This is a genomic window from Paenibacillus sp. MT86 (genome assembly GCF_058792535.1).
Map to the genome: position 1 here is coordinate 2,663,250 of NZ_CM179499.1, position 16,490 is coordinate 2,679,739.

Consider the following 16,490-nt stretch of genomic DNA (forward strand, 5'->3'; position numbering starts at 1 on the left):
CTCTTAACCAAGTAAACAGGTGTGAATAATTATAATAGGGGATGGTGAGGAAAATGTCAGCAGATACATTGATTATTGAACAGGTAAACAAAATTTTTCAAGCCCCGACAGGGAATGTTACGGCGCTGAAAGGCATTGACTTGCGGGTTCGTAAAGGGGAATTCATCACATTGATCGGACCGAGCGGTTGCGGGAAGAGCACCTTGCTCAAAATCGTTGCGGGCCTGGATACGTCGTACGAGGGAAGCGTCCTGCTGAATGACAAGCCGATATCGGGCCCAAGCATTGAGAAGGGGTTTATATTTCAAGAGCCGCGCTTGTTTCCATGGCTGACGGTGGAAAAGAATATCGCAGGCAATTTATCGCTGAAGCAGAAGGACGTCCGGAAAAAGGTGGATGAATTCATTGAGCTCGTTCGGCTGAAAGGCTTCGAGAAGGCATATCCCAGGGAGCTGTCGGGAGGGATGGCCCAGCGGGTAGCCATCGCCAGGGCGCTGCTGCGGAATCCGGACGTGCTGCTGCTGGATGAACCTTTTGGCGCGCTGGATGCGTTCACTCGCTCCCATATGCAGGAGGTGCTGCTGGACATCTGGCAAAATAACCGCACGACCATGCTATTTGTTACCCATGATCTGGATGAGGCTGTGTTTCTTGGCGAGCGGGTCGTCATTATGAACCCGAGACCGGGCCATATTCGTTCCATCCTGCCGATCGATCTGCCGTTTCCGCGGAAACGGACCGGATCCTCCTTCCAGGAGCTGCGAACCAAAGTGCTGCGAGAGTTCGAGAAAGTGGAAGAACCGGAGTTCGATACCGGTGCAGGAATTTAATCGGTCCAGGGTTGTCGAGCGTCAAACCAAATGAACGATAGAGAACGAGAACAGGGGGAGAGAATCTGATCATGAATATAAAGAAAAAGAACGTCGCCATTATGCTATTGCTTATCCTTTCCGTCTTCGCATCCGGCTGCGCCGGGGCAAACAGCCAGCCCGCGGCTGAAGCCGTCAAGAAGGGAGCAGACGGCAAATACACAGATTTGACCGTACGGCTCGGGGTCCAGGGAAGCGGCGGTTTGTTCGGCAAGGCGCGCGAGGAGAGATGGTTCGAGGAGGAGTTCGGCAAGCTAGGCGTCAAGGTGGAGTGGGCAGAGTTTCAGAGCGGCCCTCCCATGACCGAAGCGATGGCTTCGAATCGTCTGGACTTTGCGGGGCTCGGCAATATGCCGATTATCGCCGCCCAGGCGGCCGATATTCCGTTTAAGGTCATCTCCCAGAGCTTGCACGGCCAGAAGAATGTGGCCATCATCGTGCCGCCGGATAGCACTGCGCAGACCCTCAGTGATCTGAAGGGAAAGAAGGTAGCGGTAACCAAAGGGAGCAATGCCTTTAACTTTTTGTACCGGGGATTGGCGGATCAAGGACTCAAGGTATCCGACATCGAAATCATTCAGCTTCAGCCCGACGAAGCCCAGCCTGCATTCGAATCGGGAGGCGTCGATGCTTGGGCAACCTGGGACCCGTACATTACCTTGAACACGCTGACAGGCAAAGGCAACGTGCTGGCGGACGGCGAGCAGCTTGGCGTCCTGTCGCCTTCGTTCAATATCGTGCGGAAGGATTTTGCCGATCAATATCCGGATTTGGTCACGCTCTATCTGACCGTGCTGAACAAGACTCTCGCCTGGGAGAAAGAAAACGAAGCGGAGGCGATTAAACGTTACGCCGATGAGCGTGGCATCCCGCAGGAAGTCATTCAAGGCACGTTTGACCGTTCAAGGTCGATCAACATTCCCGTAACGGATGACATCATCGCGGAGCAGCAGAAAACCGCCGACTTCCAATTCGAGCAAAAAACGATCCGCAAAAAAATCCAGGTCAAAGAGGTGTTTGATAATCAGTACATTGAGGCTGCAAGCCAATAAGCGGCACATCATCTGAAATTGAAAGGAGGTAGCGCTTATGCTCCCGGAAGGGATCAGCAAAGGGGCGGTTGTCGTGACCGCCGACCCCGTCGAAACCCGTCTCCGTCCTAAGCGGATTGACCGCAGGTTCCTGTTTAAACTTACCCATGCATGGATCGGCTGGCTTGTTCCGCTCTTTATCATCATCGCGTGGCAGGCGGCTGGGGCCATGGGTTGGCTCAATCCGATCCTGCTTCCGACTCCGCTCGATATCTGGAAGGAATTCGTTCATTTAACAAGCTCCGGCGAGCTGATTCGGCATTTGGGCATCTCATCCTGGCGAGCGCTGCTCGGGTTTCTGCTCGGCGGCAGCCTCGGTTTGGCCGCGGGGATATGGGTTGGTTTCTCGTACAAGGCCGAGCGGCTTGTCGATCCTACCTTGCAAATGCTGCGGACGCTTCCCCATCTGGCCATTGCGCCGCTGTTCATTCTATGGTTCGGATTCGGGGAAACCTCGAAAATCCTGCTTATTGCCAAGGGCTCGTTCTTTCCGCTCTACGTGAACACATTCCTCGGCATCCGCTCCGTGGACAACAGGCTGTTTGACGTAGCCCGCGTCCTGCAATTCAGCCGTTGGGATATGATCCGCAGGCTGATCGTTCCCGCTTCGCTGCCCCATATTTTCCTCGGCATACGCCTCTCGATCGGGGTGGCATGGCTTGGCCTGGTTGTGGCGGAGCTGATGGGTTCCAGTTCCGGCATCGGTTATATCATCAATGATGCGCGTTCCTTCTCCTGGACCACGGTGGTCTTCGTCGGAATTTTGGTGTTTGCGCTCGTCGGGAAGCTGTCGGATTCCCTCGTCAAAGGGCTCGAAGGCAGACTTCTGCGTTGGCAGGACAGCTATAAGGGAGGCGACCCGTCATGAGAAGTCATGCAGACACTTCAGAAACAGGGGGGCGGGACTGGCTGAAGGCCATTCCAAAGCCCCTCCATGCCTGGCTTGTGCCCGCAGCGATCTTGGCTTTATGGCAGGCAGCCGGCGGATTTGGCTGGATTTCGGCGTCCCTGCTGCCTACTCCGCTTACGATAGCCAAGCAATTCGCGAGTTTGGGGGCCGACGGCGAGCTGTGGGAGCATTTTCGGATCAGTCTCCTTCGAGCGCTATCGGGCTTTTTGCTGGGCGGCTTGACGGGGCTGGCTCTGGGATTGTCCACGGGGCTTGGCAAAATGGCGGAGCGTACGCTGGACCCTTCATTTCAAATGCTGCGTACCGTACCGTTATTATCGCTGATTCCGCTGTTTATTCTATGGTTCGGCATCGGGGAATTCTCGAAGATTCTCATGATCTCCCTCGGAGCCTTTTTCCCGATCTATGTAAATACCTTCCTTGGCATTCGCAGCGTGGATGCAAAGCTATATGAAGTATCGAGGATCTTTCAATATTCAAAGCTGCAGCTGCTGATCCGGTTGATCGTACCGGCTGCACTGCCGAACATCTTGCTTGGCATCCGCCTGTCGCTCGGCGTTTCCTGGCTTGTGCTGGTCGTAGCGGAGATGATGGGGACCAGCGCGGGCATCGGATACATGATTCAAGACGCCCGAGCCTATTCCCAAACGGACATTGTGTTTGTAGGCATTATTATTTTTGCGGTCGTGGGCAAGCTCTCCGATTCCGTTGTACGCCGGCTGGAATCCAGGCTGCTGGGCTGGAGAGAGACATATAAGGGCTGATCAAGGATGGTTGGCTGACAATTTTATATGAATTGGAGTGGTACGAAGATGGGGACAACCAACCGCAGAGATCATCAGATGCACCTGGGAGCGTTTATCTATTATGCAGGACATCATCACGCCGGATGGCGTCATCCAACCTCGGACGTGGAGGGCATGTTTGGCATTGAGCTGTATAAGCAGCTGGCAGCCACGGCAGAGCGGGGAAAGTTCGACATGATGTTTTTTGCCGATTTGCTGTACGTGACCCAGGTCGAAAATTCCGCTTCCGGCATGCTGGACCCGTTAACGCTGTTATCCGCACTCTCCGCCGTGACGGACAAACTGGGGCTGACCGCCACGGTCTCCACAACGTACAATGAGCCGTATAACGTGGCTCGGAAATTTGCTTCTCTCGATTGGATCAGCGGGGGAAGAGCGGGCTGGAATATCGTGACGTCCCAGTTGGACATCGAAGCCCACAATTACGGCAAGCCGAAGCACCCGGAGCATGGCTTGCGTTACGAAATGGCACGCGAGTTTGTTGAAGCGGTTACCCGGTTATGGGACAGCTGGGAGGACGATGCGCTTGTGCTGGATCGGGAGTCCGGGAAATTTGCCGATGGAGCGAAGGTGCGTCCCGTGGACTTTAACGGGCAATGGTATTCCACGAAAGGCCCGCTGAACGTTCCGAGGGCGCCGCAAGGCTACCCGGTCCTGATACAGGCCGGTTCTTCCGGTCCGGGACAGGACTTTGCCGCTCAATATGGCGAGGTCATCTTTACGGCACAGCAGTCCAAGAAGGCAGCGCAGGCGTTTTACGCCAGCGTGCACTCGAAGCTGTCCCAATATGGAAGAGCGAGCGGAAGCCTGAAAATCATGCCGGGCCTGTCCCCTGTCATCGGCTCAACCGAGGAGGAGGCACGGCGCAAAGCGCAAGAACTGCTGGAATTGATTCCGCCAGCTTCGGCGATCGCCGTTCTGTCCGGGTTCCTGAATTACGACCTGAGCGGTTATCCGCCGGACCAGCCGCTGCCAAGAAACATCCCGGACCCCGTGGCCGCATCCAACGGCATGAAAAGCCGGGTCCAGTTATATATGGACATGGCTTATCAGGATAATCTGTCGATCTTAGAGTTAGGAAGAAAGATACTGACCTCGAGAGGTCATATGCCATTTGTCGGGACGCCCGAGCAGCTGGCCGACATGATGCAGGATTGGTTCGAAGGCTATGCCTGCGACGGATTTAATATCATGCCTCCGGTGCTGCCGGGAGATCTGGACGAGTTCGTGGATGCGGTTATCCCGGTGTTGCAAGAACGGGGCCTGTTCCGTTCCGAATACAGCGGCCATACACTGAGGGAGCATCTGGGCCTAACGCGTCCTGAACCGGGACATTTTCGCCGGGAGGTTCAACAGGCCGCCGCGGATGCCATATAAGCGTGAAAAGCCGGGGAACGTTCCAAGCGACCGAGGGTTCAGGTCAGCTTGGGACGTTTTTTTGTCGCTTCAAACGAAAAAAAAGCTATACTATTTCTCGGGTGATATTGTCAGAAATGACGATCTTCTCAAGTCATATAAGTAGTCAACGACACGAAAGAGGGTTCGAGCAATTGGAAACGACAGCAGACAGCGCGATTCAATGGGATGAGATGGAAGATGACGAGCTGGTGAAATACTCGCAGGCAGGGGAACGGGAAGCATTCGGGGAGCTTGTTCGGCGCCATCGCTCCAAGGTGTATGGTTATGCCAGAGCGATAACGCGGGAGTCCTACATAGCAGAAGACGTGGTGCAAGATGCCCTGATCCGAGCATTCATGCATCTTGGCAAATTGGTGGATGCCCGGCGGTTCCTTCCATGGATGCACCGCATCGTCCGGAATCAGGCCTATACCCGCCTTAAAGGGAGCTCCGCGTGCAAAGAGCAGACTTTCACCGAGCTAGAAGGCATGGGAAGAGTTAACGGTTCGGGGAGTCTGGAGCAATGGAACGATCTGGACAGCATTCTGGGCAGGCTCAACCATTCCGCAAGCGAAGCGGCCTTGGGTTTTAACGTACCGGAGGAACGCCTCGTGCAGCAGGAAACGCTGCGTGCTTTAACCGGCATCATTCAATGCCTGAAGCCGCGCGAGAGGCTTATTTTCGAATCCCATTTTTTCGATCAGCTGTCCCCGCAGGAAATTGCCGACTTGTTTCAGCTCTCTTCGGCCAATGTGTACCAGATTATTTCGAGATCACGGAAAAAAGTGATCCAAGAAAAAATCCGCGTTACCGTTGACGCTTATATTAAGACGAGAAGGGACCTGGGAATTATGAAGAAGAACATATTGCCTTACGAAGGACCGATGAAAGAAACCAAAACCTGGACATCCGCAGCGGATGCCACGTACAAAATGCTTCAGTTTACAGACCGCAAGCTATCGTTGCCGATCGTCATGGGGCTGACAGGGCATGCATTCCGGATCAATATCATACCGAATGATGTCCATATCGCGGGCCCGACCGCCTATTTTTTCGGCGAATCTTTATCTCGCGGCCTTCATAATATCGGCTTCCATTCCAAATTCGTCGACGGCATGTCGGACGGCATCGGGACAAACGCCAATCTGCTGGATCCTGCCCTTATGGAAAAGGGAGCGATGAATAAACGCAGCATTCATCAAGAGCTGCCAAGAGCCCTTGATTTGATCCATGCCTCATTGGATCGCGGATATCCCGTCCTGGCCTGGGATATTTTCTTTCCGGAGTTCGGAACGCTGTACGGGTACGATGACGAGACGAGAACCTTATATGCGGAGGAGTGCGGAAGAGTCGATACGCTGCCTTACGAAAATCTAGGCAAGAGCGTCTTGGAAGAAATATTCGTCCTGGCGATTGAGGGTTCCGTGGATTTGACGCTTCGGCAGCAGCTGCGACTGGCACTCGAAACCGCCACCGAGTTATATGAAGGAAAGGAAAACGCGGTGCCGACGGCTGTGAAGGGAATTGCGGCCTACGATGCTTGGATTGAATCGCTGCATGGTCGTGAAATAGAGCCGAATGGTCATGCTTACAACATCGAAGTGCTGCGGGATGCCCGGTACTATGCCGCCGAGTTCTTCAAGGAACTGGTGACCGCTTGGCCGAAAGCAATGGAGGACGGTCCGGATTTGACGACATCGTTCGAAGATGCCGCCGCGCTGTATACGGAGATCTGCAAGAAGTTCAGTGTCCTGCATGGGATGTTCCCATTTCCGAAGGGTGGCGAGCCTAATACGGCAGAACAAGCAGCAACAGCCATATCGCTGGTAGAGGGGATTAAGGCCTTGGAGATCGAAGCTGCTGCGAAATTGGGCCAGATGTTTTCTACACTGTCCTCCTGAATCCAGGTTGGTTTAGCGGCTTAATCCTTGCCGCAATGATTGGAATGAATAAGCATAAGATAAAGACGCCTGCGACGTTTGTAGTTGCGGCGTCTTTTTGACGTTATTGCACTAAAGTTGCAGTCGCACCTCAATATCAACTACTATTTAAAGAGGGACAGAACTTCTAGAATGTTAGCAACGCGTTTTGTTTTTATTTACTACTCGAGTCGTCACGGCTCTGAATCACACAATCGAAAGGAAGTATCCCATGAATTCTTTGCAAATCGAACAGCTCAAAATCATTCGGAACGAAATTACCCGATTCATGATGAAATACAAATTCGCCTTAGATGAGATCGAAACCAAGATGGAGATATTAAAAGAAGAGTTTCAGGCTCTTCATGACTATAGCCCGATCGAGCATACGAAATCCCGCCTGAAATCGCCGGAGAGCATCATGAAGAAGCTGCTTCGCAAGGGCGGAAACATATCGCTCCGTTCCATAGAAGATAACATTAAGGACATTGCGGGTTTACGAATCACCTGTTCATTCATTACCGACATTTACAAAATCAGCGACATGCTGCAGAATCAAAGCGATTTAACGGTCCTGAACGTCAAGGACTACATCAAGAATCCGAAGCCGAACGGATACCAAAGCTTGCATCTGTTAGTGGAAGTGCCCGTCTTTTTCTCTGACCGGGTGGAGAAGGTATGCGTTGAAGTCCAGATTCGAACGATTGCCATGGATTTCTGGGCGAGTCTGGAGCATAAGATCTTTTACAAATATAATAAGTCGGTTCCCCAGCACCTGCTCGAAGAGCTTAAGAAGGCGGCGGATACCGCCAACGCGCTGGACCGTCAGATGGAGCAATTGCATCGCGAAGTGCAGGCCATTAAGGATTCGGAAAGCGACGATTCGCTTCTTGAGGAATTAAAAAGCATCCAGATCAACAACCGCAAGTATGAGCTCCCGGCGGGCTTGCTCGAAGTTTTGACGGAGGATAATTAAGACGTACCCGGGCGGCGCAAAAAAGGAATGCCTGACCTGTTTCATCGCCCATGCACCGGGTATATATATCCTAAGTGGGAAGTGGAAACACATCAACACCAGACGGATAACAAGACGTTAAGTCGGAATTACCGAAAGGATTTGATACCCATGTACAACGAAACAAGGAATAAGGACGACACAGCCTGAATTATTCCGGCGTACACCTTAAGCTATTAAAGCAATGGAATGATAGCGTCAAAAAGGATATAACCGCTTCCCACGAAAAAAACTCTGCGAGTGATCTCGCGGAGTTTTTTGCTGTCGACGACCATCCCAGCACCTGGATCATGAGTTCAGCACGAACAATTATAGATTGTTCAGGGGTGATGTCCGGGAAATCGGTGGCTGTGAACGGTTCTGTTCACAATATTGAGGGAATGGCACCCAACGAATGAACGGTCACTATGATATACTTAGGAATTGGATACAATGTTAACGTAACATTATATATTATTGATATAAACCTACATAATAGAGGTGTATGTACAGTGACAACTACCGTAGTCATCGGCGGCGGCATTACCGGACTTTCGACCTTATATTATCTGCAAAAAGAGCTGAAACATCATCGACGGGACATGGACTTGGTGCTGGTTGAGGCAAGCGATGTGCTGGGAGGCAAAATCCGAACCGTCCAGAACGGTGAATTTATTATGGAAACCGGAGCGGATTCGATCGTATCCCGGAAAACGAATGTGGCGCCGCTTCTGGAGGAGCTTCAGATAACGGACCAGGTTGTGTACAATGCCACGGGGACTTCTTTCATATATACAACCGACGGCCTAAAAAAAATTCCCGAGGAGAGCGTATTCGGCATACCGCTTAGCTTGAAATCCTTGGCCGAAAGCGGGCTGGTATCCGCGGAGGGGAAGGTGGAAGCGCTCAAGGACTATTACACGCCGAATGAGACGTTCACCAAGCATGATTCCCTGGGAGAATTCCTTGAGTCCTTTCTAGGAAAGGAAATTGTTCAGAACCAGATCGCTCCGGTCATATCGGGCGTCTATTCCGGGGAGCTCCATGACCTGACCATTGCGTCCACATTCCCCTATTTGCTGGAGTACAAAAATACCTACGGCAGCATCATGGGCGGTTTGGCCGAGAATAAACAGAAGTTCCTTGGCACCGGCAATAAGAAATTTATTTCCTTCAAAGACGGTGTCTCGGTGTTGATTGACGCACTGGAACGGAGCCTGACAGAAGCAGGCGCAAAGATCTCCAAGGGCGTTGCCGCTGAGAAGCTGGAGAGAACGCCTAACGGCTATCGATTGATGCTGGCGAACGGCGAACAGATGGAAGCGGATTTTGTTGTAATAAGCACGCTGGGATCAAGCGCGAAGGAGCTGCTGGAAGATCCGCGGCTTCACGAGGATTTTGACCAATTGTATACGAAGTCGCTCATTAGCGTGTATCTGGCCTATGATATTCGAGATGAAGAGCTTCCTTACGACGGCACGGGATTCATTACGGCCAAGGGGACGAAGCTGAAGTGTGACGCATGCACCTGGACGAGCCGGAAATGGGAGCACACCTCCGAGAATAATCGGCTATTGATGCGTTTATTCTACAAAAGCTCCAATCCGTATTATGACCAATTAATCCGATTGTCGGACGAAGAATTGAAGCATGTCGGGATGGAGGATATCCGTCAGAGCTTAGGTTTAGAGGCTGAACCCGTGTCCTGCGAAGTTACCAAATGGCATGAGAATATGCCGAACTATCATCTGAAGCACAGGCAGGTCGTGGAGTCGCTGGAGCTCGCAATGGAAGACCTTTATCCTAACGTGATGCTTGCCGGCTGCTCATATTATGGTGTGGGGATCCCGGACTGCATCGCGAACGGCGAGAAGACGGCAGGTATGATTATGGAAAGGATACTCAAATGACCATCTATATCGCTTTGCTTCGAGGAATCAACGTCGGCGGACACAATAAAATCAAAATGGCCGATTTAAGAAAAATGCTTGAAGGCATGGGCCTAGCCCGCGTGCAAACATACATTCAGAGCGGAAACGTGCTCTTCGAATCTGCGGATTCCAAGGAAACGCTGCAGGTCCAAATGGAGCAAGGAATACAAGAAGCGTTCGGCTTCCAGATAACCGTGATACTCAGAACCTCGCAGGAAATCGAGGGCATCGTCCGGCATTGTCCTTTTTCGGAAGAAACGATACGTGCGGCGGAGGCAGCATCGGAGTTTGAGAGTCTTTATGTTGCCATGCTGCCGGAAGCACCGACTCCCGATGACGTTGAGAGATTGAGGCTCTACGTGAACGATAAAGAAACTTTTGAAGCGATCGGAGAAGAAATCTATTTGCTGTTTAAGGAAAGCGTTCGGAATTCCAAGCTGGCGGCGCAAATGGCAAAGTTCGGCGTACCGATGACGATGCGGAATTGGAAAACCATGAACAAGCTGGTAGAGCTGTCCCGAACGATGCAAAATGAACAGCCGCTATAGTGGATTCAAGGTGACGGAGGAGGCATAGGCGGCATCCGATTTCGAAGGAAATTTGGGCCGGCGTGTTTCACTTCCCGTGGACCGGGTAAATATAGAACAAGTGGGAAGTGGTATTGTCAATCGACGGACGGAAGAACATCATGTCATTCCGAAAGGCAGTTGATTCGCCATGAACACTCGCAAAAGGAGAAGGAGAGCGAAGTTTCTTCGATTCTTTTCAGGTAAGGCACCCTAGCAATTGGAAAATTGCTGCATAATGAATAATAAAATCGCTTCCCACTGATAAGGATCCTGCGATATCATTCGCGGGGTCTTTTTTTTGTGCGGATTAAGCAATAGTTACAGTATGTAAGATACGCCGGAGCGGGAGTTGTTGCTCAAAGATGTATTGAAAATAAGTCGTTCATAGTGCTGAAGTATCGAACAATAGAGGTTGTTGGATCCCGAAATATGTACCTTGAGAAACGGATGAGCCATATGCCATGGACAGAAAGACGCGGCGTTAAGTTGTCCTATTGTACTAGAGGTTCAGCGAATATCGGGACCTTTATATCATTTATCAAATTTTACATAAAGTGGTTTAAAAAACGATCGGAATATGCAATTATTGATCTTGGGAGGTGAAGAGGAAAAGGACCCCTCAAGGGGAAAAGCCTAAGTTGAAATCGCGAGGGATTTTATGTTGAAAACGCTTTAATTATAATTTGGAGATCCCATGGAGACCTGGAGAATTGGGAAACTGAATTGATTGCTCAAAAAATCATTTCTAGGAGGTTTTCCATGTCTAAGATCGTCCTTAAACGATGTATTTCCTGTTTCTTGATTCTTTGTATCGTTATGTCTGCCTCGTTTACTGCTCTCGCAGGACAAGCTTCCGCCCAGACACCCACTGCGCTTAACCCAGTGCCCGAGCTGCTGATCACCGAGCTTGTGCCTGATTCCACGAACGTAGGAACCGCCGACGGTTACGAATTTATCGAGGTTTACAACAATTCCGATCAAGCCATCGATTTCAGCAATTATAAGATACGCTACCGTTACTTGGAGAGCGACACCCTGTGGGCTCATGTACCCGACGAGGTGACCATTCCATCCGGAGGCACGCTGGTCTTCTGGATCATAAACGGTCAGAACAGCAAATCCACGATTGCTGATTTTAATCATAATTACGGTACCAACCTGAACGAAAACACCGATGTCGTCAAAATATTCTCAGGCGGCATGTCCAATTCGCGCATGCGGGAGCTCGTGGTCGTAACGAACACCGGCCGCCCGGTCGTGTCCGCGTTTTACAACGACGGTGAAGTTCATAACGGTCCCGATCAGGGTATCTTCTATAAATATCCCGAAGACGGAAGTCTAAAAATGCAGCGGATCTCCCAGCTGGAGCATAAGGCTACGCCGGGTTCGCTCGCGCATTCGGAAGTGCCCGCGGAGCCGGTACATATCGACGTGACCAAGGAGCCGTCCGTTGTCAATCGGACGACCACCACGAACGTGGAGCCGGGAGACAATCTGGAAATCGCCGCAGAAGCGCACGATGACCGAATGGTGACATCGCTCGCGTTATCGTATCGTGTCGACGGACAGAACGATTACAAGGTCGTACAGCTTCAGGAAGGACAGCAAGGCTATCATCATACGATACCTTATCTGGAGCTGCTGGGACATGCCAAGCTGGAGTATTTCTTCACGGTGTCCAACACGTTTAAGAAAGTGGAGAGCCCTAAATATGAGGTTGATCTCACGGGCAGCGGTGCAAGCGCGAGCCTGAACGTTAAAGATCAACAAACGGTTACGGGCATCACGTATATTCGGGGTGCAGCTGATGGGGCTGGGCCTTCCGATTTGGAGCTTCAAGTGGACGGAACGCCGGTTCAAGGCACTCCCGCCATGGAGCATTCCGCCTATTTTATATTTGAAGGCGACGGCATTGACGATGGAATCAACACGGTAACCATCGGCAAGGAGGTTCTTTTCGAGACGGAGGCGAACATTGACGGTTATCAAACCATCGTGGTCCCGATCGAACCGCAGTGGCTGACAAGCGGATCGAACGAAATTACCCTTCGGGCCGGCGATAACGAGAAGACCTATTTCGATGACGACAAGCCGACGGGCAATATGGATGATTTCAATGCGCGCAACGTGCGGCTGCTCCTGGGCGACGGAACGGAAATCCGGGATCCGCAATACAGCGATCCCGCACGGATCCATGACCTGGGCGACGATGGACGTTTCCTGCCTTTCGTAACTTTTCAATTCGACATTCCTGCCGAAAAAGTAAATGCATTGTCCTACGCATGGGATACCTCGGCCGTCTCTGACGGAACGCATTCCATTCAATTGAAGGTCAATGGTCAGTCTGAAGCAGCTGCCGATGTTCAGGTAGATAACCACGGACCGGAAATTAGCGAAACCGTTGAAGAGGGCAAGAGTTACAAGGGCGGCATCCCGATCGATGTGACCGCCACGGATCGCGTATCGGGCGTGGACCGGGTCGAGGTTACGCTCGATGGACGCGCCATCCAGCTGCCGTACAATACTTCCTCGGCTGAGCTTGAACCAGGCGATCATAAGCTGGAAATTCGAGCAGTGGACAAGATCGGCAACCGCTCGGAACGAACCGTGACGTTTAACACGGCTCAGGAGCATCCGAATAAACCTGTGTTGGTGTCGCCGGCAGATAAGGAGAGCGGCACCGGGCTGTCGCCGGAGCTGAAGGTTCAAGTCAGCGATCCATCGGATGACGAGCTCGAGGTCTCCTTCCATCAGGCTTATTCGTATCATGCTTTAAGCGGGGATCGGGTGAAATTGTCCAAGAACGCTTCGGACGAAGAACCGCCAAAGGATAGATTCCCTGCGGGCGAAACTGTGCTGACCGAAGAGGAATTGAAGCGGGTATCCGAATCCAACGATGAATATGTCACCGTAGATTCAACGTCTCAATTCCCATACATCCGGTTCGAGGCAGAGCTGGAGCATGCCGTCGAGCCCGGCGACAGCGTCGAAGTCGCTTGGGAAGGACACACGGTGTCCGGCCGCAAGGTCACGATGTATGCGTGGAACCACAAGCTGAGCAAATGGACGGAAATAACCAAGCATATTGCCCAGTCTGAAGATGATTTTACGCTTCGAGGCGAACTGACGGCAGCGGACTATGTACAGAACAACAAAGTCGATGTGATCGTACAGGATGAAATTCCTTCCCGAGGGGATTATGATTACACCTTTGTATGGGTATCCGATACGCAGTTCTTGACGGAGCTCTATCCGCATATTCAGCAAAAGCAGTTCGAATGGATCGTTGATTCCATCGATGAGATGAACATCAAATATTTGTTCCATACCGGTGATATCGTGAATGATCCAACAGCCGAATACCAATGGAAACGTGCCGATGCTTACATGAACATGCTGGAGGATGCCAAGCTGCCGCACGGCGTGCTTGCCGGGAATCATGACGTGGGCAGCTACGATTGGGATTACACGACCTACGGTCAATATTTCGGGGAAGACCGTTATAAGGATCAGCCCTATTACGGAGGCTCCTACAAGAACAACCGGGGACATTACGATCTGGTCTCCGTCGAAGGCAACGACTTCATCATGATGTATATGGGATGGGGCGTCGAAGACGAGGATATCAAGTGGATGAACGAGGTTCTGACTGAATATCCGGATCGTATCGCATTCCTGAATTTCCATGATTACATGCTCGCGAACGGAACGCGTTCCGGCGTAGGCAACAAGTTGTACAAGGAAGTAGTCGTCCCTAATCCGAACGTGGTTGCCGTATTGAGCGGCCATTACACGGGAGCCAGCCTGCTTAAGAACGAATTGGACGATGACGGTGACGGCAATACGGACCGAACCGTGTATCAGATGCTGGCGGACTATCAAGGACATGCGGACGGCGGCAGCGGATATTTGAGACTGCTGCATTTTGATAAGGAAAGCAATCAGATTTACGTGAATACGTACTCTCCTTATTTGGATAAGTACAATTATTATACGAATCCGGGCGTGGATGAATTTACGATGAACCTGGATCTTGAGCCGAAACTGAAGCGGGTAGCCACCGATTCGATTCAGGTGAATCATCTGAGAGGAGAGGCCATCGGTACGCCGCAAAAGGCAGCGAGCGGCACGGAGGTTACTCAGCCGTGGGCAGGACTGTTATCCAATGGAACCTATTCCTGGTATGCCGTCGCCCAAGATGAATTCGGGGGAAGAACGGTATCGGACGTATGGACATTCACAACGGATGAAGGGGATCTCGCGGCCCCAACTAATCTGAAAGCACTTCAGGTCACGTCGTCCTCGGTTCAAATCGGTTGGGACCCTGTGAACCGTCCGGACCAGCAAGTCGTGAGCTATCATGTGTATCAGGACGGACAGCAAGTGGCTACCGTTACGGACAGCGTATACGAAGCGACAGGGCTTACGCCGGATACCCCGTACGAATTCAAAGTAACCGCCTCGGATCAGCATGGAGCGGAATCGCCACCAAGCGAGATCTTAACGGTGATCACGAGCGCTGTAGACGTACCGGGTGCGCCGGTATGGACGCCCGGGGAGCTGGAATTTTCGGAGATCACATCGAGCCGTGTAACCATGAGCTGGCCGGAGGCGGCTGCAAGCGATGGCGTGGAAGGATATCGCGTATATTTGAAAGGCCGGGAGGAACCGGTGGTGACCGTGACCAGCGATGTGTATTCGCATACCGCAGCCGGGCTTACGCCGGATACGCGTTATCATTTTACCGTCAAAGCTTATAACGCTGCCGGCGAGAGCGTGGGACTCCATAACTCGGTCACGACTTCGGCTGCAGGAGTGGACAAGAGCGAGTTAATCGGATTAATCGCCTCGGCGCAGCAAAGGCTCGACGAAACACGGGAAGGCTCATCGCCAGGGCAGTATCCGGCAGGCGCAAGGTCAGCGCTCCGTGACGCGATTGCAAACGCCAGCGCCATAGCGCAGCAGGATCATGCAACTGCGAAGGATGTCAAGGACGCAATGACCGCACTGCAAGCCGCGATCCGCGCCTATAACGCTTCGGTGATCCCTTCATCCGAGAATCCTCCGTCATCGGGATCGGAATCCTCTGGCGGTGGAGTCCCCTTGTCCGGAAACAATCAATTAAAAGCGCTGGAAGTCATCATTGGCGGCGTAGCGGCTGCATTAACCCCTGCGTTCAACGAAAGCACGACGGAGTACCGGCTTGAAACGGATGCGGAATCCGTGCAGCTCCGCGTTGGGGCTGCGCATGGCAAGGCCGCTGTCCTTCTGGAAGGAGAGGTTTTGAAGAATGATCAGGTCATCAAGCTGAAGGAAGGGGATAACGTCCTGAAGCTGGTGGTTCGGGCCGAGAACGGTGCGACCAAAACCTATCAATTAACCATACACCGTAAGGCGAAAGCAGGGACAGAAGAACCGAAGCCGGAACCCCAGCCGGTGCTGTTAACCGACATCGGCGGACATTGGGCTTCATCCGCGATTGAGCAGGCGGTTTCGCTCGGCATCGTTGGCGGCTATCCGGATCAGACCTTCAAACCGGACCGTCAGGTCACGCGTGCCGAATTTATGGTGATGATGGCAAAAGCACTGAAAGGTCAAGCGGGATCTGAGAAACTGAACTTCAAAGACAGCTCCTCCATCGGATCCTGGGCGCTTGAAGCGATTCAATGGGCCGTATCCGAAGGCATCGTGAAAGGATATCAAGACGGGACATTCAAACCGAACGAATCCGTTAACCGTGCGGAAATGGCGGTGATGATCGTACGCTACCTAGGCCTTACCCAGCCAGGTGCCGGAACGGACTTCCGCGATCAGCAGAATATTCCGGCTTGGGCAGAGAAGGAAATCGCAGCCGCGGGCGAGGCCGGCATCGTGAACGGACGTTCGGGTAACCGGTTTGCACCTCAGGAATCTGCGACCCGTGCGGAAGCGGTCATGATGATACTTCGAATGCTGGAGCATGCAGAGTAAAGTAACCATACGAATGTAGAACATAGAAAAAGG

At 52.1% G+C, this 16,490-nt stretch carries 10 protein-coding genes; all 10 read left to right on the forward strand.

From position 1 onward, the window contains the following. The first annotated feature begins 53 nt into the window (after positions 1 to 53). Positions 54 to 830 (forward strand): ABC transporter ATP-binding protein, encoded by a 777-nt coding sequence (locus tag AC3RCL_RS11805; RefSeq protein WP_096774302.1) that lies wholly within the window; start codon positions 54 to 56, stop codon positions 828 to 830. Between the two features lie 71 nt (positions 831 to 901). Further along, positions 902 to 1,921, forward strand: a complete 1,020-nt coding sequence (locus tag AC3RCL_RS11810; protein ID WP_492535420.1) for an aliphatic sulfonate ABC transporter substrate-binding protein — start codon at positions 902 to 904, stop codon at positions 1,919 to 1,921. Positions 1,922 to 1,958: 37 nt separating this feature from the next. Further along, positions 1,959 to 2,828 carry an ABC transporter permease gene (locus AC3RCL_RS11815; protein ID WP_213579067.1) on the forward strand — a complete coding sequence of 290 codons (870 nt, stop codon included), beginning with the start codon at positions 1,959 to 1,961 and terminating at the stop codon, positions 2,826 to 2,828. After that, positions 2,825 to 3,634, forward strand: coding sequence for an ABC transporter permease (locus tag AC3RCL_RS11820; RefSeq protein ID WP_492535421.1), 810 nt, complete (start codon positions 2,825 to 2,827; stop codon positions 3,632 to 3,634). The genes AC3RCL_RS11815 and AC3RCL_RS11820 overlap by 4 nt, the downstream gene beginning before the upstream one ends. Positions 3,635 to 3,682: 48 nt before the next feature. Next, complete coding sequence (locus tag AC3RCL_RS11825) at positions 3,683 to 5,053, forward strand: LLM class flavin-dependent oxidoreductase (RefSeq protein WP_492535422.1); 1,371 nt, start codon at positions 3,683 to 3,685, stop codon at positions 5,051 to 5,053. A 173-nt stretch (positions 5,054 to 5,226) separates the two neighbouring features. Continuing rightward, positions 5,227 to 6,975: an RNA polymerase sigma factor gene (locus AC3RCL_RS11830; RefSeq protein WP_492535423.1), complete on the forward strand. Its 1,749-nt coding sequence runs from the start codon at positions 5,227 to 5,229 to the stop codon at positions 6,973 to 6,975. Positions 6,976 to 7,225: 250 nt separating this feature from the next. Continuing rightward, positions 7,226 to 7,969 carry a GTP pyrophosphokinase gene (locus AC3RCL_RS11835; protein WP_015736042.1) on the forward strand — a complete coding sequence of 248 codons (744 nt, stop codon included), beginning with the start codon at positions 7,226 to 7,228 and terminating at the stop codon, positions 7,967 to 7,969. A 530-nt stretch (positions 7,970 to 8,499) separates the two neighbouring features. Continuing rightward, a complete protein-coding gene (locus AC3RCL_RS11840; RefSeq protein WP_015736041.1) occupies positions 8,500 to 9,897 on the forward strand; it encodes a protoporphyrinogen oxidase in 1,398 nt (465 codons plus the stop codon). Then, positions 9,894 to 10,466, forward strand: coding sequence for a DUF1697 domain-containing protein (locus AC3RCL_RS11845; RefSeq protein ID WP_015736040.1), 573 nt, complete (start codon positions 9,894 to 9,896; stop codon positions 10,464 to 10,466). The genes AC3RCL_RS11840 and AC3RCL_RS11845 overlap by 4 nt, the downstream gene beginning before the upstream one ends. A 780-nt stretch (positions 10,467 to 11,246) precedes the next feature. Next, positions 11,247 to 16,457 (forward strand): S-layer homology domain-containing protein, encoded by a 5,211-nt coding sequence (locus tag AC3RCL_RS11850; RefSeq protein WP_015736039.1) that lies wholly within the window; start codon positions 11,247 to 11,249, stop codon positions 16,455 to 16,457. The last annotated feature ends 33 nt before the right edge of the window (positions 16,458 to 16,490 follow it).